This is a genomic window from Pseudoalteromonas sp. P1-25 (assembly GCF_001401805.1).
Classification (GTDB): Bacteria; Pseudomonadota; Gammaproteobacteria; order Enterobacterales; family Alteromonadaceae; genus Pseudoalteromonas.
Genome location: NZ_LKDW01000037.1, coordinates 16,442 through 39,349, shown reverse-complemented (window position 1 = coordinate 39,349; position 22,908 = coordinate 16,442). Strand labels below are relative to the sequence as shown.

The 22,908-nt window shown below is 42.2% G+C and carries 20 protein-coding genes and 2 tRNA genes; 8 read left to right on the top strand and 14 right to left on the bottom strand.

What is annotated here, in order from left to right; translation table 11 throughout:
* Positions 1 to 252: 252 nt before the first annotated feature.
* Positions 253 to 876, bottom strand: a complete 624-nt coding sequence (locus AN393_RS17415) for a TetR/AcrR family transcriptional regulator (protein ID WP_055018751.1) — start codon at positions 874 to 876, stop codon at positions 253 to 255.
* 102 nt (positions 877 to 978) lie between these two features.
* A complete protein-coding gene (locus tag AN393_RS17410) occupies positions 979 to 2,268 on the bottom strand; it encodes a M20 family metallopeptidase (RefSeq protein ID WP_055018750.1) in 1,290 nt (429 codons plus the stop codon).
* Positions 2,269 to 2,526: 258 nt separating this feature from the next.
* On the opposite strand from AN393_RS17410, the gene AN393_RS17405 reads away from it, so the two are divergent.
* Positions 2,527 to 4,596, top strand: coding sequence for a bifunctional 2',3'-cyclic-nucleotide 2'-phosphodiesterase/3'-nucleotidase (locus tag AN393_RS17405; RefSeq protein WP_082422781.1), 2,070 nt, complete (start codon positions 2,527 to 2,529; stop codon positions 4,594 to 4,596).
* A 472-nt stretch (positions 4,597 to 5,068) separates the two neighbouring features.
* Here the strand turns inward: AN393_RS17405 and AN393_RS17400 are convergent.
* Positions 5,069 to 5,153: transfer RNA gene (locus AN393_RS17400), tRNA-Leu, on the bottom strand.
* A gap of 293 nt (positions 5,154 to 5,446) precedes the next feature.
* Between AN393_RS17400 and AN393_RS17395 the strand changes: the two genes are divergently transcribed.
* On the top strand, positions 5,447 to 5,947 hold the full coding sequence (locus AN393_RS17395; RefSeq protein WP_055015275.1) for an RDD family protein: 501 nt from the start codon (positions 5,447 to 5,449) through the stop codon (positions 5,945 to 5,947).
* Positions 5,948 to 6,001: 54 nt separating this feature from the next.
* Here the strand turns inward: AN393_RS17395 and lptG are convergent, their stop codons facing one another.
* On the bottom strand, positions 6,002 to 7,069 hold the full coding sequence (gene lptG, locus AN393_RS17390) for an LPS export ABC transporter permease LptG (protein ID WP_055015274.1): 1,068 nt from the start codon (positions 7,067 to 7,069) through the stop codon (positions 6,002 to 6,004).
* On the bottom strand, positions 7,066 to 8,178 hold the full coding sequence (gene lptF / locus AN393_RS17385; protein ID WP_055015273.1) for an LPS export ABC transporter permease LptF: 1,113 nt from the start codon (positions 8,176 to 8,178) through the stop codon (positions 7,066 to 7,068). Before lptF ends, lptG begins: the two co-directional genes overlap by 4 nt.
* A 308-nt stretch (positions 8,179 to 8,486) precedes the next feature.
* Here lptF and pepA point away from each other — a divergent pair, with 308 nt between their 5' ends.
* The 3 genes from pepA (at position 8,487) to AN393_RS17370 (ending at position 13,513) form a co-directional block, all read left to right on the top strand.
* Entirely contained in the window at positions 8,487 to 9,998 is a 1,512-nt protein-coding gene (gene pepA, locus AN393_RS17380) for a leucyl aminopeptidase (protein ID WP_055018749.1), read from the top strand.
* Positions 9,999 to 10,158: 160 nt separating this feature from the next.
* The gene (locus tag AN393_RS17375; protein ID WP_055015271.1) at positions 10,159 to 10,605 is read left to right on the top strand and encodes a DNA polymerase III subunit chi; all 447 of its coding nucleotides are present in this window, start codon (positions 10,159 to 10,161) and stop codon (positions 10,603 to 10,605) included.
* Between the two features lie 55 nt (positions 10,606 to 10,660).
* The gene (locus AN393_RS17370; protein ID WP_055018748.1) at positions 10,661 to 13,513 is read left to right on the top strand and encodes a valine--tRNA ligase; all 2,853 of its coding nucleotides are present in this window, start codon (positions 10,661 to 10,663) and stop codon (positions 13,511 to 13,513) included.
* 112 nt (positions 13,514 to 13,625) lie between these two features.
* Here AN393_RS17370 and AN393_RS17365 read toward each other — a convergent pair whose 3' ends face one another.
* Positions 13,626 to 14,894 (bottom strand): outer membrane protein transport protein, encoded by a 1,269-nt coding sequence (locus tag AN393_RS17365; RefSeq protein ID WP_055018747.1) that lies wholly within the window; start codon positions 14,892 to 14,894, stop codon positions 13,626 to 13,628.
* Between the two features lie 281 nt (positions 14,895 to 15,175).
* Between AN393_RS17365 and AN393_RS17360 the strand changes: the two genes are divergently transcribed.
* Entirely contained in the window at positions 15,176 to 15,499 is a 324-nt protein-coding gene (locus AN393_RS17360) for a hypothetical protein (protein WP_055015268.1), read from the top strand.
* Here the strand turns inward: AN393_RS17360 and AN393_RS17355 are convergent.
* Positions 15,459 to 16,685, bottom strand: coding sequence for an HD domain-containing phosphohydrolase (locus tag AN393_RS17355; protein WP_055018746.1), 1,227 nt, complete (start codon positions 16,683 to 16,685; stop codon positions 15,459 to 15,461). The two genes, AN393_RS17360 and AN393_RS17355, sit on opposite strands and share 41 nt — an antisense overlap.
* A 149-nt stretch (positions 16,686 to 16,834) precedes the next feature.
* Positions 16,835 to 16,909, bottom strand: a tRNA-Arg gene (locus AN393_RS17350).
* 233 nt (positions 16,910 to 17,142) lie between these two features.
* Here AN393_RS17350 and AN393_RS17345 point away from each other — a divergent pair.
* A complete protein-coding gene (locus AN393_RS17345) occupies positions 17,143 to 17,325 on the top strand; it encodes a hypothetical protein (protein WP_055015266.1) in 183 nt (60 codons plus the stop codon).
* Here the strand turns inward: AN393_RS17345 and AN393_RS17340 are convergent.
* Genes AN393_RS17340 through AN393_RS17330 form a run of 3 tightly spaced genes read right to left on the bottom strand, consistent with a single transcriptional unit; the run spans position 17,322 to position 19,042 of the window.
* Positions 17,322 to 18,128: a phosphotransferase family protein gene (locus tag AN393_RS17340; RefSeq protein ID WP_055018745.1), complete on the bottom strand. Its 807-nt coding sequence runs from the start codon at positions 18,126 to 18,128 to the stop codon at positions 17,322 to 17,324. The genes AN393_RS17345 and AN393_RS17340 overlap by 4 nt on opposite strands.
* Positions 18,129 to 18,131: 3 nt before the next feature.
* Positions 18,132 to 18,749, bottom strand: a complete 618-nt coding sequence (pnuC, locus tag AN393_RS17335; protein WP_055015264.1) for a nicotinamide riboside transporter PnuC — start codon at positions 18,747 to 18,749, stop codon at positions 18,132 to 18,134.
* Positions 18,750 to 18,790: 41 nt separating this feature from the next.
* Positions 18,791 to 19,042 carry a hypothetical protein gene (locus tag AN393_RS17330; protein WP_055018744.1) on the bottom strand — a complete coding sequence of 84 codons (252 nt, stop codon included), beginning with the start codon at positions 19,040 to 19,042 and terminating at the stop codon, positions 18,791 to 18,793.
* Positions 19,043 to 19,140: 98 nt separating this feature from the next.
* Between AN393_RS17330 and AN393_RS17325 the strand changes: the two genes are divergently transcribed.
* Positions 19,141 to 19,380 carry a DUF2960 domain-containing protein gene (locus AN393_RS17325; protein WP_055018743.1) on the top strand — a complete coding sequence of 80 codons (240 nt, stop codon included), beginning with the start codon at positions 19,141 to 19,143 and terminating at the stop codon, positions 19,378 to 19,380.
* 14 nt (positions 19,381 to 19,394) lie between these two features.
* On the opposite strand, the gene alr is transcribed toward AN393_RS17325, so the two are convergent.
* From alr to AN393_RS17310, 3 genes are all read right to left on the bottom strand, one after another.
* Positions 19,395 to 20,474, bottom strand: coding sequence for an alanine racemase (alr, locus tag AN393_RS17320; protein ID WP_055018742.1), 1,080 nt, complete (start codon positions 20,472 to 20,474; stop codon positions 19,395 to 19,397).
* Entirely contained in the window at positions 20,474 to 21,853 is a 1,380-nt protein-coding gene (dnaB, locus tag AN393_RS17315; protein ID WP_055015261.1) for a replicative DNA helicase, read from the bottom strand. Before dnaB ends, alr begins: the two co-directional genes overlap by 1 nt.
* A gap of 113 nt (positions 21,854 to 21,966) precedes the next feature.
* The gene (locus AN393_RS17310) at positions 21,967 to 22,905 is read right to left on the bottom strand and encodes a DUF4097 family beta strand repeat-containing protein (RefSeq protein ID WP_055018741.1); all 939 of its coding nucleotides are present in this window, start codon (positions 22,903 to 22,905) and stop codon (positions 21,967 to 21,969) included.
* Between the last annotated feature and the right edge of the window lie 3 nt (positions 22,906 to 22,908).

Sequence of the window (22,908 nt, the reverse complement as noted above, 5' to 3'; positions counted from 1 at the left end):
CTGCTCCTGCGTTATTCTAATGACTTACATCCATGTAAGAATAAGTAAAAACCGAGCAAAGCTTCCGCGTCCTGCTCACGCCCCTTACCTACATCCATGTAGACAACAAAGAGTTTATCGCCCCTAGGCAGAACCAGCAGGGCAGCGCATGTTTGGCATTTATGTAGCGTTATCGCCTATTTATGGGGAATAACCACACTTCATAGGTTCTGCCTTGCCTAAAAACCAAACATACTGCTGTAAATTCAACCATCAAAGATCAACACGCCCTAAATAAGCTAAAATAATTTTAGGCAGCTCTTGCGCATATCGCTGCGCCGATAAATCACACGCAATCGCAGGGGTTAAATCGTGGTAAAGTACTTTATCAAGCAATGAGCTAACAATTAAAAATACTGCTGTACCTGCCGCCGTTTCGCTCACTTTGGTATCGGTTTGGCTAATTAATTGTGCTAAACGCTGATAAATAACTCGTCTGTTTATGTGTTTATCAGTGCCTAATAACTCACTGTGTAAACGCGAATTTAAATGCAGCGTTCTAAATACTCCCTGTTGTGATAATAAAAACACATACGTTTTATGGCATAAAGAGTTAACTACAGCATCTAAGTTTTCATAGTGCTGTACCTCAAGCTCGGTTACCCAATTATCTAATGCAATACCAAAGTCTTGATACAGCATAGGCAACAGCGACTCTTTGTTTTTAAAGCGACGGTAAAACGTACCAACCGACACCTCGGCGTAGTCTGCCAGCTCTTTTATACTTATGTGTTCAAAAAACTTACTTTTTAAACTGTGATGCAGCGCTTTTAATAATTTTTCTTGGGTTTGCTGGCTGCGTTGTTGCTTGGGTGCCAAAAAAGGGTGTTCAGACATACATTCAACCATGTTGGTTTAACGTGCACGTACTGTGCAGCTTATAAGTATAAATAGTAATACCCAGCCAGTAATTGCTTTACTCGCTGGGTAGTTATGTCGTTATTTTTGGCTATTTAAATAATCTACCGCTAATTGGCTAAGCGCTTTGGTCCCCACTTTAAACGACGATTCATCGGCGTAAAAATACGGTGAGTGGTTACTTGCTACCGTTTTTAGGTCTTGATTTGCTGGTGTACCACCTAAAAATACAAATACACTGGGTATTTCTAATGCATAAAACGAAAAATCTTCTGCGCCGGTTATTTTACCCATTTCTTGCACGTTTTGTTTACCGGCTGCTTTTTCAAGGCTCGGCAACATTTGCGCTGTAAGCTCAGGGTTATTAACCGTTACAGGGTAACCTTCGTGTATATGTACATCGGCCGTTGCCCCCGACGACTTGGCAATATGCGTAGCGGTTGTTTTAATATTTTCAAAGATTTGCGCGCGATTATCCATATCAAAATTACGAATAGTACCAACCATTTCAACTTCTTCAGGAATAATATTATTACGCACACCACCGGCAATTTTACCAAACGACACAATAGCCGGCTCTTTGGTTATATTTACTTGGCGGCTTACAATGTGGTTAACACCCGTTACAATTTGCGCAGCGGCAGCAATTGGATCAACGCCAGTCCAGGGTGCTGAGCCATGCGCTTGGCGACCATGTACAGTTATTTCAAAGCGGTCAGCACTGGCCATAAATGGCCCACTTCGATAACCAATTTTACCTGTATGTAGACTTGAAGTAATATGCAGGCCAAAGGCAACATCTGGCTTATATTTGGTAAAAATGCCTTCTTTAAGCATTAGCTCTGCACCGCCCTCTTCGCCTAAAGGTGCGCCCTCTTCAGCAGGCTGAAACACAAACATAATGTTGCCATGCAGCTCATCTTTCATGTTTGCCAGTACCTGTGCAGCGCCCATTAGCATAGCTACGTGCGTATCGTGACCACAGGCATGCATTATACCTACATCAACGCCTCGGTAAGTGGTGGTTTTGGTTGATTTAAATGGCACATCTGTTTTTTCTGTTACCGGTAGTGCATCCATATCAGCGCGAAGCATAACCGTAGGGCCGGGCTTTGCACCTTTTAAAATACCGACAACACCAGTGTAAGCAATATCGGTTTGTACTTGCATACCTAACGACTTTAAGTGTTTAGCCACAATGCCCGCGGTACGCGTTTCGCGGTTACCAAGCTCAGGATTTTGGTGAAAGTCGCGTCGCCATTCAATTACCTGCTGCTCTACACTTTTAACGTGCTGATCAAGGTTTGCCTGTGCGTTAAACGCACTAAGTGCAGCAAAACCTAATGCCACTGAAAGTAGTGATTTTTTCATCCTGTTTTCCTTTATTATTTTAATGAAGCCCAACAACCGATTTAGTGTTATCGAAAAGTGCTGGCAAGTTATAGCCTACACCATTTTTAAATTTATTTTTTACTGCGAGCGCTAAGGCACACAAGTTTGAAAGTAATACTAAAACACTGTTTACTGTAATAGCACCACCTAAAAATGTAAATGTGGATTCACATTTTAGTTCATCATACTTTAATAAACCTTTTTTACTGTACTCTTTTTAAATTACACGGAATGACCATGAAAAATCGAATCACTAAAAAGCACGTTTTAAAATCAACATTGGCACTAACTATTGCACTCGCATTGAGTGGCTGCGACATTGATGATGACGATAATAACGACCCTGTCGTTGTAGAAACACCAGAGCCTGCACCGGTTACTTTGCGTGTAATGGAAACAACCGACATACACATGTATTTATCTAACTACGATTACTTTGCACAAGCCCCATCAGAAACCTTAGGGTTTGTTAATACTGCTACCCTTATAAAAGAAGCCCGAAATGAAGTGCAAAACAGTGTACTGGTTGATAATGGTGATTTAATTCAAAACAGCCCGCTTGGCGATTACGAAGCGATTGTACGTAAAGACGATATTTTAAATGGTGCAACCCATGTCGCCTTTAAAGCGATGAACTTGCTTGATTACGATGTAGCTAACTTAGGAAACCATGAATTTAATTTTGGCTTAGAGTTTTTAGATGCCACATTAAGTGGTGCCGACTTCCCGTATATTAATGCCAATGTATACGTAGATGATGGTGATGATGACGACAGCAACGATGAAAACCGTTACACCCCGTATTACATTCAAGACAAAGCCGTACTTGATATAAACGGCAACGAACAAACAATTAAAATTGGTTACTTAGGTCTTACCCCACCGCAAATTATGCAGTGGGATAGCGCGCACTTACAAGGTAAGGTTATTGCAAAAGATATTGTTGCTACTGCTGAAAAGTTCATTCCACAAATGAAAGTACAAGGCGCCGATATTATTATTGCCATTCCGCACTCAGGGTTAACAGCCAGCGCCCAAGAGGACCTTGCTGAAAATACGGCCCTTTACCTGTCTAAAGTAGATGACGTAGACGCCATATTGTTTGGTCATAACCACCGTTTGTTTCCCGGTGATGCGTCGTACGATGGCTATGAGTCGGCGGGTATTGATAACGTAAACGGAAAACTTAATGGTGTACCCGCTGTTATGCCTGGTTTTTTTGGCAATAACTTAGGGGTTATAGATTTAATTATTGAGCCAAACGATGAAGGCGGCTGGGAAGTGACCAGCTCAAAAGTAGAAACCCGCGCCATTAGTGGTACAGACGAAAACGGCGACTTTGTTGATTTAGCTGCTGTAGATACCGATGTAGCTGCCGCAATTGAGCTTGAGCATCAAGCAACGATTGATTGGGTGAGCGAACCATTTGCTGAAATTTCAAACCCAATTTATAGTTTTTTTGCACTAGTACAAGACGACCCATCAATTCAAATAGTATCAGATGCGCAAATAGCGTGGGGCAAAGCGTTTATTCAAGGCACTGAGCTTGATGGCTTACCGGTACTTTCGGCAGCAGCCCCATTTAGAGCTGGCCGCAATGGTATTGAAGATTATACCAATGTAAAAGCAGGCGATATTACCTTGCTTGATACTGTGAGTTTGTATGTGTTTCCAAACACTATTCGTATGGTAAAAGTAACAGGTAACGATGTTAAAGAGTGGCTTGAACGCTCTGCAGGTCAGTTTAATCAAATTGATGTAAACAGCAGTGCTGAGCAAAACCTACTCGATACCACTTTTCCTACATTTAACTTTGATATTATTGACGGTGTTACCTTTGAAATAGACGTAACGCAGCCAAAGCGATACAACAACGATGGCGTATTAATAAGTGAAAACAATTCGCGCATCACTAACTTGCAATACCAAGGTGAAGCAATAGATTTAGAGGCAGAGTTTTTAATTGTAACGAATAACTATCGTGCATCGGGCGGCGGAAACTTCCCAGCGATTGACGGCATCAGCCGTGAAACATTTGAAGGCCCAGATGAAAACCGCGGTGTACTGCGTAGTTACATTATTAGCGAAGCCGCTAAAAGTAGCACAGGCAGTATTGACCCGTCGGCCGATAATAACTGGCGCTTTAGCCCCGTGACCACCAGCACAGAGCTAAACGTTGTGTTTAGAACATCACCGCTTGAGGAGGTAGCGACTATTGCCCAAACACTACCAGCTGTGGCGCCTACCTCGCCACTTAAAACTGACGAAAATGGTTTTGCGCTATACAGCATAGATTTAAAAAACTAATAGCACATAACCTACAAAAACCAGCTTAATTGCTGGTTTTTGTTTTTTAACAGCGGTGTATTTTGTTGTGCTGGCTTATTTTTATTAAAAACACATTTACGCCAAGCTTGGTTCAAGTACTAGGATAGTGGCTTGAAATACTGCCAGCTTGCAAACCTTATTATGAATTTAAATCTTCAAGGCAACGCGCATGGTACCGCCGGTGGTGAAAAAACAAATATAACCCGTACTAGGTACCAGCAGATGGGCTGTAACTGATACTAGCGCCACCTTGAGTGACGCTCGAGTCCGCCCCTACTCAAATTTCAGGCATAAAAAAGCCTCTGCTAAAACTAGCAGAGGCTATAAAAGTGGTACCAGCGGGCGGGCTGTAACTGATACTAGCGCCACCTTGAGTGACGCTCGAGTCCGCCCCTACTCAAATTTCAGGCATAAAAAAACCTCTGCTAAAACTAGCAGAGGCTATAAAAAGTGGTACCAGCGGGCGGACTCGAACCGCCACGCATTGCTGCAGGGGATTTTGAATCCCCCATGTCTACCAATTTCATCACGCTGGCATCATTTTTCTTTAACCTTCTAAACACGAGAAGATAAAGAAAAACCACTTTAGAGCTAAGGATTATTTATGTGCCTTCGTCTCTATGCCAAGCATTATACAAACAATAGGGGTGGCAGCAAGCGTTTTATGACATTAGCCTGATCAATCGCTTAACATTTAGACAGCCCACAATAAATAAGGTTAGCTCCATACCCCCCTAAATACATAAAACAGTTAGGCTAAACTATAGCGCTTAGTATTTAGATGCTTTTTTGCTAAACTAGCGCGCATATTAATAGTGAGAGTATATTTATGTCTGGTGAGTTTCCACGTGCTGGGTTTTGGCGTCGCTTTGCGTCCTTAGTTTACGATACGTTAGCCATTATTGCATTTGCTATGTTAACGGTTGTGCTCTATTTATTTGCCGTACAAGGGCTTATTACACTTGATGTGATTAGCTTAAATGGAGCTGAGGATGTATCGGCACTTATTCAAGAATCGTTATTGCTCTCAAGCGTTCGCAGCGCCCTACTTGTTACAGTTGCCTTGGTATTTTTTGGCTACTTTTGGACTAAAAGCGGGCAAACTATTGGCATGCGCGCATGGCGTTTAAAAGTACAAACTAACGAAGGATGTTTAATTAGTTGGCCGCAGTCTATTGTTCGCAGCCTAAGTGCCCTGCTTGGATTAGGTAATCTGGTGGTATTAATTGATTTTAAAAACAAAAAAGCGCTACAAGACTATATTTCAAAAACAGAGGTCGTTACCCTTACAAAAGAAGAAAACAAGCGTATTTACCGCGAGCTAGATTAGTAAAAGCAAAAAGGGTGACCCTTGGTCACCCTTTTTAATGCAATGTATAAACGGCTATACCCGTTTATTCATTAAATATGTAGCAAAGCCTATAAACAATACACTTGGCAATACCGCGCCTATAATTGCGGGTATTTGATAAACCATTACGACTGGACCAAATATCTCATTTGTTAAGTGAAATACAATCCCTGTTACTACACCCATAATGATGCGCGCGCCCATAGTTACGGTACGTAAAGGGCCAAATATAAACGACAGTGCAACTAGTAGCATAACGGCAACAGAGACTGGCTGCATTAGCTTACGCCACAAAGCCAACTCATAGGTGCTGGTATCTTGCTCATTTTGCTGTAAGTATCCTAAGTATGACCAAAGCCCTGTAAACGAAAGCGACTCAGGTTTCACCGATACCACCCCAAGCTTTTCGCCCGTTAATTGCGATGGGTAAAACTCTTCATCTATGTGCTCACTGCTTATTTGCTCATCACTAATATGAACCTTATTTACATCGCGTAATAGCCAACCTTCGTCACGGCCAATAGCAACTTTAGCTTTAGTGATTTGAGTTAAATCGAGTGACTTGTCAAAGTGATACATATGTACACCGTTTAAGCGGCCACTTTGATCTACATCTTCAATATTAATAAAGTTATTGCCATCTTTAGCCCATACGCCTTTTTGTGCATTAAACACGTCGCCACCATGTATTGCCTGATTACGCATTTCTTTGGCGTGTTGTTGCGCCTCGGGTGCGCCCCATTCACCAAGGGCCATCATGCACACAGCCATAAACACGGCGGTTTTCATTACCGAGCCTATAATTTGTAAGCGCGACATACCCGCAGCTTGCATAACCACTAACTCACTATTTGAAGCCAGTGCACCAAGCCCAGTTAAGCCACCAATAAGCGCAGCCATCGGGAAAAATATAACTAAGTCGCCTGGCATACTGTAAAAAGTATATAAAGTAGCGGTCATTAAATCGTAACTGCCACGACCTACCGACTTTAGCTGATCAATAAATTTAATTAATGTACTAATCCCTACTAGCACCAACAAAGCAAATCCAGTGGTTTGTAAAATGCTGCGGCCTAAGTACCAATCGAGTGTTTTCATCATGCGCTTAACTCCCGTTTTGTTACAACGGCTTTAAGCCAGGCCCCTAGTGGGCGACCTTTTATAATTAATAAACTGCCTATAAACAAAGCACTTAAGTGAATCCACCACAAGCCGATTGAAGGCGGTATTTTGCCATCTTCTACAGCAAATTTTGCGGCATTGAGTAAGATAAAATAACCCAAGTACAAGCTAATGGCTGGCACTAATTTAGCAAACTTACCTTGGCGCGGATTAACCACACTTAGCGGTACTGCTATTAAGGTGAGTAACGGAATAGAAAGCGGTATGGCAATGCGCCACTGCCACTGAGCAATTGACTCAGAGGTGTTAAGTGGTAATAACTGATTAGTAGGTATCGCTTCTAATTTACGGCGCTGATGCTCTATTTCTTGCTCGCGTATTTGTACGCTGTAGCCATCAAACTGCGTTAAATTAAGGGCCGGTGTTTGGCCATCGGTTTCGTAGCGTTTGCCATCAGTTAGCACTAATTGCTGCTCACCGTTTACAGCCTCTACCACCACACCTTGCTCGGCATATACTAAACGTGCAAGGTCATCTTTTTCAGTATCGGGAAGCTGCGCTACAAATACTTTATTAAGTTCTTTACCGCCGTTTTCAATGTTATGAATAAACACCACGGCTTTTTCGTTACCGGTTTGTTGAAACCGCCCCGCTCTTAAGGCTGATAAACCCGCATCGGCCTTAGCTTGTTCTTTTAATTGGTACTCTTGCTCGCTGGCCCATGGCGCAAGGTACATGGTCAGTGAGGCTGCTAATATAGCCAAACCCACGCTCGAAATTAAAGTGACGCGTACCACGTACCATTCGCTCACCCCACACGCTTTGAGCACAGTCATTTCGCTGTCGGCGTAAATGCGGCTGTAGGCTAAAATTATGCCCAAAAATATACTTAATGGCAGGATCAGCGAGGCTAGTTGCGGCAATTTAAGCGCAATCATCGATAATACTAATTTGGCAGGAATGCTCCCTTCTGAGGCATCACCTAAAATAACCACAAACTTTTGTGACACAAAAATGGTCATTAAAGTTAAAAATACGGCGACCTGCGATTTTAAAACCTCAGCGGTCAAATAACGAAAAATAAGCAATGCTCGCCCCTGTTAAACATAGAATTTCACTACAATAGTGATAATTTGATAATAAAGTAGCTATTTTACCCAGTTTTATCTGGTAAATAAGTCGTTATTATAAGCTAACAAAATTAATTATCCTACCTAAGTGCACGATATATTGTTGCATTAGTAGCCCTTAAACATATAAAGTTCAATTACACAGTAAGAGTCAGAAAAAATCAGCTAAAATTAAGATTATCCCTACATAAGTTACGTAGCTAAGACTAGATTTTATTTTTTTAGCCCCTATTAATAACGTATATGACTCACAACCAGGAGTAACAATGGAATTTAACGTAAAAAGTGGTAGCCCAGAAAAACAGCGCAGCGCGTGTATTGTCGTTGGTGTTTACGAACCACGTAGGTTATCCCCCATTGGTGAACAACTCGATAAAATCAGCGATGGTTATATCTCAAATTTACTACGCCGTGGCGATTTAGAAGGTAAGCCGGGGCAAGTTTTATTATTGCATCATGTACCTAACGTTTTAAGCGAGCGCGTATTGCTTGTTGGCTGTGGTAAAGAGCGCGAGCTTGATGATAAGCAATATAAGCAAATAATTTCTAAAACAATTAATACCTTAAACGAAACCGGCTCAATGGAAGCGGTATGCTTTTTAACAGAGCAACACGTTAAAGGCCGTGATACCTACTGGAAGGTTCGCCAAGCGGTAGAAACAACACAAGATTGTTTATACACATTTAACCAGCTAAAAAGCAAAAAAGTAGACCCTCGTCGTCCACTTCGTAAAATTGTGTTTAACGTACCCACGCGTCGCGAGCTGACCATTGGTGAAAGCGCTATTGAGCATGGTTTAGCCATTGCCGCAGGTAGTAAGCTATGTAAAGACGTAGCCAACATGCCACCCAATATTTGTAATCCCGCTTACTTAGGCGAACAAGCGCAAGAGCTGGCTAGCAATTTTGACAACATCACCGTTGATATTATTGGCGAAGAAAAAATGGCCGAGCTAGGTATGAACTCGTACTTAGCAGTTGGTCGCGGCAGTGATAACGAATCGGTTATGTCGGTTATTAACTACAAAGGTGCAAGCGATGAGCAAGCGCCTATTGTGCTAGTAGGTAAAGGTTTAACGTTTGATTCAGGCGGTATTTCAATTAAGCCAGGTGAAGCCATGGATGAAATGAAATACGACATGGGCGGTGCAGCTGGTGTTATTGGTGCTATGCGTGCACTGGCCCAAATGCAGCTGCCTATTAACGTAATTGGCGTGTTAGCTGGCTGTGAAAACATGCCAAGCTCTAATGCGTATCGCCCTGGTGATATTTTAACAACCATGTCGGGACAAACAGTTGAAGTGCTTAATACTGATGCTGAAGGCCGCTTAGTATTATGTGATGCACTCACGTACGTTGAGCGTTTTGACCCAGATACAGTCATTGACGTAGCAACACTTACCGGTGCGTGTATTGTTGCCCTTGGCGCACACGCTACGGGTTTACTGTCAAATCACAATCCACTGGCGCATGATTTATTAAAAGCGTCTGAGCAAAGTGGCGACCGCGCATGGCAGTTACCACTGTGGGATGACTATCAAGATCAACTCGATAGCCCATTTGCCGATTTTACAAACTTAGGCGGGCGCTCTGCAGGTACTATTACCGCAGCGTGTTTCTTATCTAAGTTTACTAAAAAATATAACTGGGCACACTTAGATGTCGCCGGTACAGCGTGGCGCAGTGGTGCTAAAAAAGGCGCAACGGGGCGCCCTGTTCCTATGCTTACTCAGTATTTATTAAACCGAGCTGGAGTAAGCGAAGCTGCACACGATTAATAATCTGCTTAGCTTGTTTTAAGGCGCCGTTTGGCGCCTTTTTATTGCCTTAATTATCTGTGTATTAATTGAAGCAAACCCCGTTATATGGCAAAATCTGCCTCTTAATTTATGTGTATCAACTATGTGCACATTCAATGTCATGGGAAACCCCGATACAATGAACATGAATGCCCAATTTTTCGTTCTAAAGCAAGAGGATGAATCAAAAGCTAAGCCTGATGATCATTTTGCTTTAGCAGCTCAAATTGCCGCAGAGCAGTATCGTTTAGGGAACCGTGTGTTTATTTTTGTTGATAACGAACACACCGCCTATGCCATTGACGAAACCATTTGGGCATTTGATCCCGACAGTTTTGTGCCGCATAACCTGCAAGGCGAAGGCCCAAAAGCCGGCGCGCCTGTAGAAATAGGCACCACGCCTCCTGTTGGCAAACGTAACGTTTTAATTAACTTAGCTAATAACCTGCCCGATTTTATTAGGCGCTTTAGCCAAGTTTTTGATTTTGTACCAGTAGAGTCTGTAGCTAAACAAGCCGCTCGTGAGCGCTTTAAAAAGCTGCGCCAACTTGGTGCCAATATCAGCACGCAAGAGATTAATAGCTAGCCGTTTAGGATAAAGCTAACCAACTAATTTAAGTACTTATTTAAGGTTCTGTGTAATGGATAAAACCTACAATCCGCAAGATATTGAACAGTCGCTATACCAAGACTGGGAACAAAAAGGCTACTTTAAGCCATCTGGCCAAGGCGTACCGTATTCAATTATGATCCCGCCGCCAAATGTCACCGGTAGCTTGCACATGGGCCACGCCTTCCAAGATACAATAATGGATACCCTTACGCGTTTTAAGCGTATGCAAGGTAACAACACATTATGGCAAGTAGGTACTGACCACGCGGGTATTGCAACGCAAATGTTGGTTGAGCGTAAACTACACGCTGAAGAAGGTAAAACACGTCACGATTTAGGCCGCGAAGATTTTATTAATAAAATTTGGGAATGGAAAAACGAATCTGGCGGTACTATCACTAAACAGCTTCGTCGTCTTGGCGCATCGGTTGATTGGGACCGTGAACGCTTTACGATGGACGATGGCTTATCAGAAGCAGTTAAAGAAGTCTTTGTTCGTCTTCACAAAGAAAACCTAATTTACCGCGGTAAGCGCCTAGTAAACTGGGATCCAAAATTACACACGGCTATCTCAGACCTTGAAGTTGAAAACAAAGACAAACAAGGCCACATGTGGAACCTGCGCTACCCACTTGCCGATGGCGTTAAAACACAAGACGGCAAAGATTACATTGTCGTAGCAACAACTCGCCCTGAAACCATGTTAGGTGACTCAGGTGTTGCGGTTAATCCAGATGACGAGCGCTACCAAGATTTAATTGGTAAAGAGATTTTACTGCCTATTGTAAATCGTCGTATCACCATTGTTGCAGATGAGCACGCTGATAAAGACAAAGGCACAGGTTGTGTAAAAATCACCCCTGCACACGACTTTAACGATAACGAAGTTGGCAAGCGTCACAAAATGCCAATGATCAATATTTTCGATAAAAACGCTGCCATTCTTAGCCAAGGTGAAACATACACCTTTGACGGTAAAGAGCTTGAATTTGATGCACCAATTCCTGAGCGCTTACACGGTCTAGACCGTTTTGCTGCGCGTAAAGCGATTATCGCAGAATTTGAAGAACTTGGTTTACTTGAAAAAATAGAAGACCATGCGTTAACTGTACCTTACGGCGACCGCTCTGGTGTGGTTATTGAGCCACTACTTACTGACCAATGGTATGTACGTGTTGCGCCACTTGCAGAACCTGCTAAAGATGCAGTTAAAAACGGCGACATTCAGTTTGTGCCTAAACAGTACGAGAACATGTACTTCTCGTGGATGAACGACGTACAAGATTGGTGTATTTCACGTCAGCTTTGGTGGGGTCACCGTATCCCGGCTTGGTACGACAGCGAAGGCAACGTTTACGTTGGCCGCGATGAAGCAGAAGTTCGCCGTGAAAACAACATTGCCGATGATGTTGCGCTAAGCCAAGACGAAGATGTACTTGATACTTGGTTCTCATCTGCGCTGTGGACGTTCTCAACCCAAGGTTGGCCGGAGAACACAGATGATTTAAAAACCTTCCACCCGTCTGACGTGTTAGTAACGGGCTTTGATATTATTTTCTTCTGGGTTGCGCGTATGATCATGATGACGCTACACTTCATAAAAGACGAAAATGGTAAGCCGCAAGTACCGTTTAAAACAGTGTATGTAACGGGCCTTATACGTGACGACAACGGCGATAAAATGTCTAAGTCAAAAGGTAACGTACTTGACCCACTGGACATGATTGACGGCATTGGGCTTGAAGATTTAGTACAAAAACGTACTGGCAACATGATGCAGCCTAAACTTGCCGCTAAAATTGAAAAAGACACGCGCAAAGTATTTGCAAATGGTATTGAAGCACACGGTACCGATGCGCTTCGCTTTACCCTTGCGGCAATGGCATCAACCGGTCGTGATATCAACTGGGATATGAATCGTCTTGAAGGTTACCGTAACTTCTGTAATAAACTATGGAACGCAAGCCGTTACGTATTAATGAACACAGAAGAGCAAGATTGTGGCTTCAACGATGCTGAAAAAGAGTTTTCGTTAGCCGATCGTTGGATCTTAGGCCAATTTGAATCAACGGTTAAAACCTACACTGAGCACCTTGATAACTACCGCTTTGATTTAGCCGCTAACACGCTTTACGAATTCACTTGGAATCAGTTCTGTGATTGGTATTTAGAGCTCACTAAGCCGGTATTATTTAAAGGCAATGAAGCACAGCAACGCGGTACTCGTAACACGCTAATAACCGTGCTTGAAAGCTTACTGCGCTTAATGCACCCAATGATGCCATACATTACCGAAACTATTTGGCAGCGCGTTGCACCACTTGCAGGGCTTGAAACAGCAGGCACCAGCATCATGGTACAAGGCTTCCCTGTTTATAATGAGGCAAACGTTGATGCCCAAGCTATGGACGACTTAGAGTGGGTTAAACAGTTTATTTTAGCAATTCGTGTTATTCGTGGTGAGATGGACATTAGCCCAAGTAAGCCACTTAACGTGTTACTGGCTAACGCATCAAGCGATGATGTGCGCCGTATTAACGAGAACGAGTCATTTATTGCCTCGCTTGCTAAACTTGAATCGTTCACCCTGCTTGAAAACAAAGACGATGCACCCGCGTGTGCAACCTCTTATGTTGGCAACCTTGAAATTATGATCCCTATGGCGGGCTTAATCGATGTTGAAGCAGAACTTGCTCGTATTAATAAGCAACTCGAAAAAGCAGAAAAAGGCCTAGCCCAAGTGCAAAACAAGCTGGCTAACGAAAAGTTTGTTAACAACGCACCTGAAGCCGTACTTGCAAAAGAAAATGCTAAATTAGCTGAGTTCACTGATGCTAAAACCAAGCTTCTTGAGCAAAAAACTAAAATAGAGAGCTTATAAACTTTCATAAAAATGCCTATTAACATCATTTAATAGGCATTAAAAAAGCCGCTCACTGTTAAAGTGAGTGGCTTTTTTTGTGCCCTGCGATTAACTACAAGGCATTTCTACATTAAAACTTGTAGTTGTACTGAGCGCCAATAACAACGGCATGGCCTTTTGACTCAAAGCCCCACTGGCTGCCTGAGTCATCAGTTTCAGTAAAGTTTTGTGTTTTACCGCGAACAACACTTACACCTAAATCGACATTTGATTGCTTATCGATTGCGTAGTTACCACCTACCGAGAACCAAAAACGGTCAGTATCTGGAATAGAGATAGAAAGGTGAGTTTGTGATACTGGCGACTCATCAAACGCTACACCTGCACGAAGAAGTAAGTCTTCGTTGTATTGGTAATCAGCGCCGATAGAGTAACGGAATGCATCATCAAACTGCTCTTGCTTTTCAAATGCAATAAACTTGTCGCCTGTTGGTAACGTTACCTGTGCTTCTAGTGACTCAAAGCTGCTCCAGCCTGTCCATAATACGCTGTAGTGTAATCCAAGTTTTTCATCTAGCTGATGTGAACCAGAAAATTCAGCAATTGCTGGAAGTGTTAAATCTACTGAGCCAGGTAATTGTGCACCACCTGTGCCGCCTACTTGTACTGGTAGCTCATTTGAGAAATCACCTTCGAAGGTAATATCTGTTTCGCTACGATAGTTAAAACCAAAGCGGCTGTTTTCGTCTAATTGGTACATTAAGCCCACATTTAAGCCTAGGCCGGTGTCATCACCTTGAAGGTTTACTGCATCAGCACCAAAATCAATACCACTTGCATTAGCGCCTACTTTACGAATTACTGTTGCATCAGCATAAATGTAGTTTAAGCCAACACCAAAGCTAAATTGCTCTGTTACTTTGTATGCAACGCTTGCATTAAAGTTAACGGTCAAAATTTCTGTTTCACCAGCAATTTGGCCCGCTACGTAGTCATCGTTAAACTCTGTAGATAAACCAAAGTTAGAAAACGCACCAAAACCTACTGATACTTTATCGTTGTAAGGCATAGTAAAGTAAGCGGCTGGTACCACTGCGCTTGGCGCAATGCTGTCGTCATCTAACGCACTTGGGTCTATACCATTGTTAGTAGACTCACCTTCAATGCTTACATCTGGCACTACAGCAATAGCTGCAACACTCAATTGCTTATCTTTAAATAAAGTCATTAATGCGGGGTTACGAGCAACAACAGAGGCGTCGTCAGCGATAGATGCTTCACCGGCGTATGCACGGCCAAGGCCTGATGCGTTTTGCTCAGCTAACTGAAACGCAGCAGCAAATGTATCTGCAGATACTAACGCAAGCGAAGCTGCGATTAGAGTTTTAGAAAATTTCATTGTTGTGTCCTTAACCAAACAGGCGTTTGGGTATCTATGTGTTGTTATTAGGATTTTAAACTTGGCTACACTACCTTAATTTTTTATAAAAAACTGTAACAAAGCGACAAAAAACACCAAAAAACACGTTTTTTAACTACATTTTAACAACTATTTAAAACTCATCGGAGCAGAAATGTGCTATTAGAGTTTATACTCTAATTGTAATTAATTATCATTTAGATTGACTTGTAATTCCGTGCATTTTAAACTCGTTACAAAATCACAAAGGAAGCAAATAGGTGATCATATTACTTATTATTGCGGGGCTCATTTTTTGTGGCGCCAGTGTGTATTGTTTTTATAAAGCAAACTATTGTGCTTGCACACAGGCCGGCCAATGCGATAACCCCGTAAACCATTACTGGTTGGGGGCCATGCTAAATGCATTAGTGTCGTTAGCTTTTTGCTGTATTGCACTGCATGTAGAGCAAGGAACATTACTATGGCTTACGTTAATGGCGAGCTGTTTTTTAGGCGCTTACATTTCTGCCAAGCGCGAAAAACTTAAACGCTGTAAAAAAGCTAATTCAACAAATGCTCTTTTAACAAACGAGCCAAATTAATTTGATAATCATGGGGCTTAATGCTCGATACAATTTTTATACTTTGATCTGGCTCGCTTAAATCGAGATCTTTAGGGGTGACGTGATGGCCATGCTTTGCATTATAAAATAGTTTAACCTTTGGCTTTATTGGGTTTAGCTTATTACCTTCAAGTACCAAGGCTAAACGCTCATTGGTTAATTTGACTATAGTACCTACCGGATGTACACCTAAGCATTTTATAAAATGTTGAACAAGCTCTGCATCAAATAGCTCTTTATGCGCTAACAAATAACGTAATGCATTAATGGGTTCATCTCCCTCCTGATGAGGTCTGTCGGCTGTTAGCGCATCGTACACATCAACAATTGCCATAATGCGCGCTGGGCGACTAAGCTTTTCAGCTGTAATACCACGTGGATAGCCTGAGCCATCTAATCGTTCATGGTGGTTAACTATCATGTCGAGCATTAGAGGGGTAATGCCCTTTTCACCTTTGACCAGGCCTAAACCTTGGGCGACATGACGTTTAATAATATCCATTTCACTGCTAGTGAGCTTACTTGGTCTAGAAATAATCCCCTGCGGGAGTTTAGCCTGCCCTAAATCGTGAAGTAGCGCGCCCATAGCAAGCTGCTGTACGGCTTCTTCTTTGTACCCTAAATATTTAGCGAACACAGCGGTGAAAATAGCGCAGTTAACCATGTGGCGCCAATTGTAACTATGTTTGTCTTTTATGCGGGTTAAAATGGTCATTGCGCTAGCATTTCTAAATACCGAGCTGACTATATCGTTAGCCATTTCGTCAATTACCGTTAAATTAACCGTTAACCCTGTGGTTACATCACCATACAAAGCTTGCAGCTTGCGATTATGCTGCTCAAAGTTAATGCTGGCTTTAGCAAATTCTTGCTCAAGGTTAATTGCAGGTTTTACCGCTGGCGGCTTAGCTTTGCTGCTGGATGTAACAGGCTCTTTTACTACAGCAGCCTTGGGTCTGTACTTATCAGGTACGGCTGCATCGCCTTTAGTAAAGTCGATAAGCAGCTCTAAAACGCCTTCTGTTACTAAGCGCTTTATAATTGCTTGGTTTCGCACTAAACCACTGGTTTTTATTTTTATACTATTGAGCCCTTCCTGCTGTTTGGTAACACTGTCAACAAACATACCTGGGGTAAGCTCTGAAATGGGTAACGCGATGAGCATGGTAAAAGCGTTTTTTACAATTAAATATGCCTACTAAATAGCACTATTTAAGCATAAAAGTCTACTTTTTGAGTTGAGGATAATACTATATAACTATAAAGGACTACTAAATTTGATTAGGCGTAAACAGGAAAATGATAAAAAGCAAATGGCGCTCTTGCTAGGGATCGAACCTAGAACTTAGCCTCCGGAGGGCCACGTGATATCCATTTCACCACAAGAGCACATTTGTTGCTAAAACACTAACTCGCGATATCAATGCTTTAGCACTGGCAATAATAAAGAGATCTTTAAATAAATACCAGCATCATTAAGTTATATGCCTATAAATCAAACTGTTTTTGATAAAACACTTCACAACTTGCAAAAAACAAGCTATTTATTGGTATTCAATAAAAAATAGTAACCGTTTAGCAACATATTATGGATGCTTACGGATTATATAGAGGATGTAATTATGAGTTTAATGTCGACTGAGCAAGTGGCTGAGTTTTTAGGTGTAAAAACCGAGCGTGTAAAACGTCTTGCTCGAGAGAGCTTACTTATTGCCAAGTCTGAAGATGAAAACGGTGAACCGCAATTTGATGCTGACGAGGTAGCAAAATACAAAGAGCTTGCTGCACGTTTTGGCGGCCTTTAACCGTGCATATCGCTCAATAATTTATTTAGCTGCGCGCGTAATGTGCTTGCCTTATTATTTATGTCGCGCTGCTCATACCACCCTATACACAGTACCAAAAATACCACTTTAAAGTGACATAGCTTGTCATAAGCGCTATAAAAATCACTGGGGGTTGCTCGCTGGGCGCTATATTGCTCAAGCAAGGCTTGCTCTGCGTGCGTATTTAACTCTAAGCTGACCGCAAGCGCCGCTAAGTCAAAATACACGTCATTAGTTTGCGCATATTCAAAGTCAATCAAATACATACCGCTTGAATTGACTATTAGATTATCTTTAACTAAGTCGTTATGACAAAAGCCACTGTTGTAGGGCATGTCACTAATGGCATTTAGTGTATCCTCAATTGAGCGGCTGTACTGTTGATATATATTGCTATTAGCGTAATACATAAGCTCTTTTGCAATATCCATTGGTTGTGTAGCTAGAGGGTAACTATGAACGCGTGCCAATTTTTCAACTAGGTCAATACTGTAGCTATTAGTAGCAATATCACCACAAATATAGCGAAATGCAGCTCGCCTGTTAGCCTTATTGAGCCAAATGGGTTTAGGGCAAACGTTATGCTGGCTAAGTGCAGTTTGGGCTTGTAGCCCTATTTTAGGCCAATGCGATTTGTAGCATTTTAATAAGTAGTTTTGCTGTGCAGTTTTTATTAGGTAATTGTCGTTACTTAAACCATTCACTAATTTAGTGGTTTGTAGCACCTGCTCAGGTGCCACAAACTCACTACACAACGCGGCAATATTTGGATTACGGTGCATGCGTTATAATTGCGCTAATGGCTTAGCTTGGCTTTGCTCGTACTCTTCGTACCAGGTTTTAAATCCCCACGCGGCCATAATAGTGTAAAAAATAAATAGCGCGAGCGTTGGGTAATAGCCTTTTTCGTAATACAAATACATAGAGGCCGCATCAATAACAATCCAATATAGCCAGTTTTCGAGCACTTTTTTAGCAACTAAATACGTAGTTACCACCGCAAAACAGGTTGTAAAGCTATCTAGGTAGGCAAAATCGGCATGGGTGTAGTTTTGCATTACATAGCCAATAATAATGGCCGCTAAGCTTGTAGCGGCTATAAGAATGGCGTGGCGTTGTGAAGACCACGAGGTAATACTAATATTATCTGCTTTGCCTTTGCGCCATACCATCCAGCCAAATACAGCCATGTACATGTAATAAAAATTGAGTAGCGACTCCATAAGCAGCGCGCCATTCCAGTACATTATGGTGTAAATAAGCGTGCTAAAAAAAGCGGCAGGCCAGCACCATAGGCTTTCTTTTATTGCCAGTAATAAATAAGCAATAGACAGCCCTACCGCAATATATTCCCAATGCGACATTGCTGTAAAACCACTTAAGGTTTGTGTTAAAAAATCCATGTGTGAGGTTACCGTTTTTAATACACGTTAAATAAAGGCGATTACGCTGGAGACAAATCGCCAGATAAAAACTTACAAACAAAAATAGCCTTACCAAACTCTTCGTACGAGCGTTTAATCTCGGTGTTTAGCACTTGCATTACTAAATCGTAATCGCCAAAAATTTGCGTAGAAAGGGTATTGGTGAGCACTTTTAAGTTGTCGTATTCGTTTAAGCGGTCAATAAAACCTTTAATAAACGGGATATAATCTTGATGAAGTGGGTATTTACTGATCTCTACTGATAATTTCATTTTAAACTCTACTTTTAATTATTTGATTTCAACAAATCGTTCAATGCCAGTTCAATACAGTGTAAAATTACACTCACACTCAATTAGCTGAGCTTATTATGGCACGCAGAATAACCTATACATTTAAAAACCAACCGCGCGAAATTAACTTCGCAAAAGACAAATACCACGACATGTATCAGGCTATTGCCGCTGCCGAAGGTATTGATTTAACGAACTACTTAAACATGGTACGCCAAATAGAAATAACCTCAAAAGGCTCTTCCGCTGTACGTAACTTTCGTGATCAAGAATTTGCCCGTATGGGCTTTAGTGACATTTACTTTATTAAAGAATAAATATCACTTATTAACTACCGCTGATACTCATAACTTACGCGCGGTGTAATATTACATAGTAATTCGTAAGGGATAGTATCAGCGCAGTGGGCTATTTCTTCAACTGGCAGCTCCGGCCCCCACATGGTAACGCTGTCGCCTACTTTAACATTATGCTCGTTTGCGCCTATATCAATGCTTATCATATCCATAGACACACTGCCTACAATACCGTAGCGCTGCCCTGCAATCATAACCGGTGTGCCTTCTTTGGCATGACGCGGATAGCCATCGCCATAACCCATAGCCACAACGGCTAATTGGGTTGGTTTGTCACTTTGCCAACGGCCTCCGTACCCTACTCGCTCATGTGCAGCAACATCACGCACTGCAATCACCTTTGTAGTTAAACGCATGACCGGCTTTAAATTGTGCTGCTGCCCTATGCAGTCTGCCATTGGCGACACTCCATAAAGCATAAGTCCTGGGCGTATCCAATCACCGTGCCCTGCTGGCCAAGCTATAATACCGGCCGAGTTTGATAAACAATGCGCTTGGTCTATGCCTTTTACAAGCGAATCAAATAAGCTAATTTGCTGCGCTGTTTTCGTATTATGCGTATCATCGGCACACGAAAAATGGGTCATCAAATTAATGGTGCTTTTAGCATTGGGTGTGCACTGCAAGCGACTATAAAATTCTTCAAACTGCTCAGGTGCTATACCTAAACGGTGCATACCAGTATTTACTTTTAGCCAGCATGTTATTGGCGCATCAAGCTTGGCGTTTTCAAGTGCCGCTAATTGGTTTTCATCATGAATAATGGTTTGAAAATTATTCGCGAGTAAAATAGGCAAGTCGGCTTTATTAAAAAAACCCTCAAGCAGTACTATTGGCTTTGTTAAACCACCAGCGCGCAGTGCAAGGGCTTCATCAATTCGGGCAACAGCAAAAGCATCAGCACTATTTAAGTGCTGAGCAATTTTTACTAAGCCATGCCCATACGCATTGGCTTTTAATACCGCCATTATTTTGCTATTTGGCGCAAAATGTTTTACCTGCGATAAGTTATGCGCAAGGGCGGTTAAGTTAATTTCGGCTGTGGCTAGGCGCATTAGTATTCATCATCAACTGCTGGCCCCGCGTAATTATCAAAGCGAGAAAATTGACCCTGGAAGGTTAAACGCACTTTACCAATGGGGCCATTACGCTGTTTACCTATGATAATTTCGGCGATGCCCTTTTCTGTACTGTCTTCGTTGTATACCTCATCACGGTATATAAACATGATCAAATCGGCATCTTGCTCTATCGACCCCGACTCACGTAAATCTGAGTTGATTGGGCGCTTATCGGCACGTTGCTCTAGGGTACGGTTTAGCTGCGAAAGCGCTATAACCGGGCACTGTAATTCTTTTGCGAGCGCTTTTAATGAACGCGATATTTCGGCAATCTCTAAAGTACGGTTATCTGATAGGCTAGGTACGCGCATTAACTGTAGGTAATCGACCATGATCATACTAATACCACCGTGGTCGCGCGCTATACGTCTTGCACGTGAACGCACATCGGTAGGTGTTAATCCTGATGCATCATCAACATACATTTTGCCTTTTTCCATCAACAACCCCATGGTTGATGAAAGGCGCGCCCAGTCGTCATCATCTAACTGGCCGGTACGTACCTTGGTTTGGTTAATACGACCAAGCGATGCAAGCATCCTCATCATAATTTGTTCTGAGGGCATCTCTAGTGAGTAAATAAGCACAGGCTTGTCTTGCGTCATTGCGGCGTGCTCTGCAAGGTTCATTGCAAAGGTGGTTTTACCCATTGAAGGACGTGCTGCAACAATAATTAAGTCAGAAGGTTGCATACCTGCTGTCATTTTATCTAAATCAGCATACCCGGTGCTTACACCGGTTACACCGTCTTGCGGCGACTGGTATAGCTCTTCGATTTTATCGACGGTTTTTTCAAGAATATTATGAATGCTTTGCGGGCCTTCTGTACTTTTTGTACGTTGCTCAGCAATTTTAAATACTTTACTCTCGGCAAAGTCTAATAAGTCGTGGCTGGTGCGCCCTTCTGGGCTAAAACCGGCTTCGGCTATTTCGTTCGCTACACCAATCATTTCGCGCACTACCGCGCGCTCACGCACAATATTAGCGTACGCATCAATATTGGCAGCACTTGGGGTGTTTTTAGCTATTTCTGCCAAATACGCAAAACCACCAATACCTGCCAGTTGGTTATTTTTTTCAAGGCTTTCTGAAATTGTGATTAAATCTATCGGATCGCCCACTTCAGCAAGTGCGGTCATGGCTTCAAAAATAAGCTTATGGGTGCGGGTATAAAAGTCCTGCGCAACAACCAGCTCTGCTACGCGGTCAAACGCTTGGTTATCAAGCATTAAGCCACCTAAAACAGATTGTTCAGCTTCTATTGAATGGGGAGGAACTTTAAGGGTATCGACTTGCTTATCTGGTTTGGCCATAACTTCACAGTACTAAAATTGAATGGCTCTATTCTATCGACTTGGCGGGGCTGTGCAAATAGCAAAGCAGGAAATCTTTTCCTGCTTTTTGTAATCATCAACACTAATTAGCGTTATTTAGTACGCAGCTCAATGCGCCCGCTTATGGTATCCATTTCAACACTTGCGCTGCCACCATTAGCACTAAACTCTAAATCGCTTGCAGGGCCATATTTAGCCTTAATTACTTTATCGCTGGTAATTTTATTAATAATTTTACCATTGGCGTGCGCTTTAATCTCAAACTGAGCCGACACGCTTTGCGGAAAGTAAAAATCCGCATCGCCACTTACCGACTCATAGCGTACATCAGCCCCTTTTAGCAGCTCACTGATGTGTATTTCAGCTTCGCCGTTTACAGTATTGATACGTAAGCTTTTAATGCTTGATAATGTAAAATCGATATCGCCATTTACGTTTTCTAATCGCACATTGTTTGCTGTTGTGCTTGATTTAATATCACCATTTACGGCGCTAAAGCGCAACTCTCCGCTTGATTGCTTATCGTTTATTTCACCGTTTACGGTTTCAAATTGAATATTACCACTTAAGTTTTGTGCGTTTACATCGCCATTTACGGTGCTTAATTTAACAATGCCGCTAATGTCATTTACCGTAATTTCACCGTTAACAACATCAACCTCAGCGCCTTTTTCAAGGGTTTGTGCAGTCACCGACACATTTACGCCAGCAAACTCTAAATGACTGTTTTTTGGCATAAATACCGTTAGGTTAGAGCCATCGCCATTATTACCCCACCCCAAATTACGTGGCATTTTTACTATAAATTCGGTTTTATCGCCTGTCGTTTTAAGCTCAAACCCTTCGGCCTTGTCATCAAGCTCGCCGGAGACTTTAAACTCGTTTTTATCCCAGCCAGTTATGTTTACATCGCCGCGTTGGTTTTCAATAAAAATAGTGCCGCCATTTGGCACCTCTATTTGCTTATCTATTTTTTCGCCCGCTAAAACGCTCAGTGGTAATAGACTTAGCCCAAGTAAAATTGCTTTCATGTT

What these genes read in the sequence shown, in the direction of transcription:
- AN393_RS17415 (WP_055018751.1), bottom strand. Translation starts at nt 876, where the DNA reads ATGTCTGAACACCCTTTTTTGGCACCCAAGCAACAACGCAGCCAGCAA.
- AN393_RS17410 (WP_055018750.1), bottom strand. Translation starts at nt 2,268, where the DNA reads ATGAAAAAATCACTACTTTCAGTGGCATTAGGTTTTGCTGCACTTAGT.
- AN393_RS17405 (WP_082422781.1), top strand. Translation starts at nt 2,527, where the DNA reads ATGAAAAATCGAATCACTAAAAAGCACGTTTTAAAATCAACATTGGCA.
- AN393_RS17395 (WP_055015275.1), top strand. Translation starts at nt 5,447, where the DNA reads ATGTCTGGTGAGTTTCCACGTGCTGGGTTTTGGCGTCGCTTTGCGTCC.
- lptG (WP_055015274.1), bottom strand. Translation starts at nt 7,069, where the DNA reads ATGATGAAAACACTCGATTGGTACTTAGGCCGCAGCATTTTACAAACC.
- pepA (WP_055018749.1), top strand. Translation starts at nt 8,487, where the DNA reads ATGGAATTTAACGTAAAAAGTGGTAGCCCAGAAAAACAGCGCAGCGCG.
- AN393_RS17375 (WP_055015271.1), top strand. Translation starts at nt 10,159, where the DNA reads ATGAACATGAATGCCCAATTTTTCGTTCTAAAGCAAGAGGATGAATCA.
- AN393_RS17370 (WP_055018748.1), top strand. Translation starts at nt 10,661, where the DNA reads ATGGATAAAACCTACAATCCGCAAGATATTGAACAGTCGCTATACCAA.
- AN393_RS17365 (WP_055018747.1), bottom strand. Translation starts at nt 14,894, where the DNA reads ATGAAATTTTCTAAAACTCTAATCGCAGCTTCGCTTGCGTTAGTATCT.
- AN393_RS17355 (WP_055018746.1), bottom strand. Translation starts at nt 16,685, where the DNA reads ATGCTCATCGCGTTACCCATTTCAGAGCTTACCCCAGGTATGTTTGTT.
- AN393_RS17345 (WP_055015266.1), top strand. Translation starts at nt 17,143, where the DNA reads ATGAGTTTAATGTCGACTGAGCAAGTGGCTGAGTTTTTAGGTGTAAAA.
- AN393_RS17340 (WP_055018745.1), bottom strand. Translation starts at nt 18,128, where the DNA reads ATGCACCGTAATCCAAATATTGCCGCGTTGTGTAGTGAGTTTGTGGCA.
- pnuC (WP_055015264.1), bottom strand. Translation starts at nt 18,749, where the DNA reads ATGGATTTTTTAACACAAACCTTAAGTGGTTTTACAGCAATGTCGCAT.
- AN393_RS17330 (WP_055018744.1), bottom strand. Translation starts at nt 19,042, where the DNA reads ATGAAATTATCAGTAGAGATCAGTAAATACCCACTTCATCAAGATTAT.
- AN393_RS17325 (WP_055018743.1), top strand. Translation starts at nt 19,141, where the DNA reads ATGGCACGCAGAATAACCTATACATTTAAAAACCAACCGCGCGAAATT.
- alr (WP_055018742.1), bottom strand. Translation starts at nt 20,474, where the DNA reads ATGCGCCTAGCCACAGCCGAAATTAACTTAACCGCCCTTGCGCATAAC.
- dnaB (WP_055015261.1), bottom strand. Translation starts at nt 21,853, where the DNA reads ATGGCCAAACCAGATAAGCAAGTCGATACCCTTAAAGTTCCTCCCCAT.
- AN393_RS17310 (WP_055018741.1), bottom strand. Translation starts at nt 22,905, where the DNA reads ATGAAAGCAATTTTACTTGGGCTAAGTCTATTACCACTGAGCGTTTTA.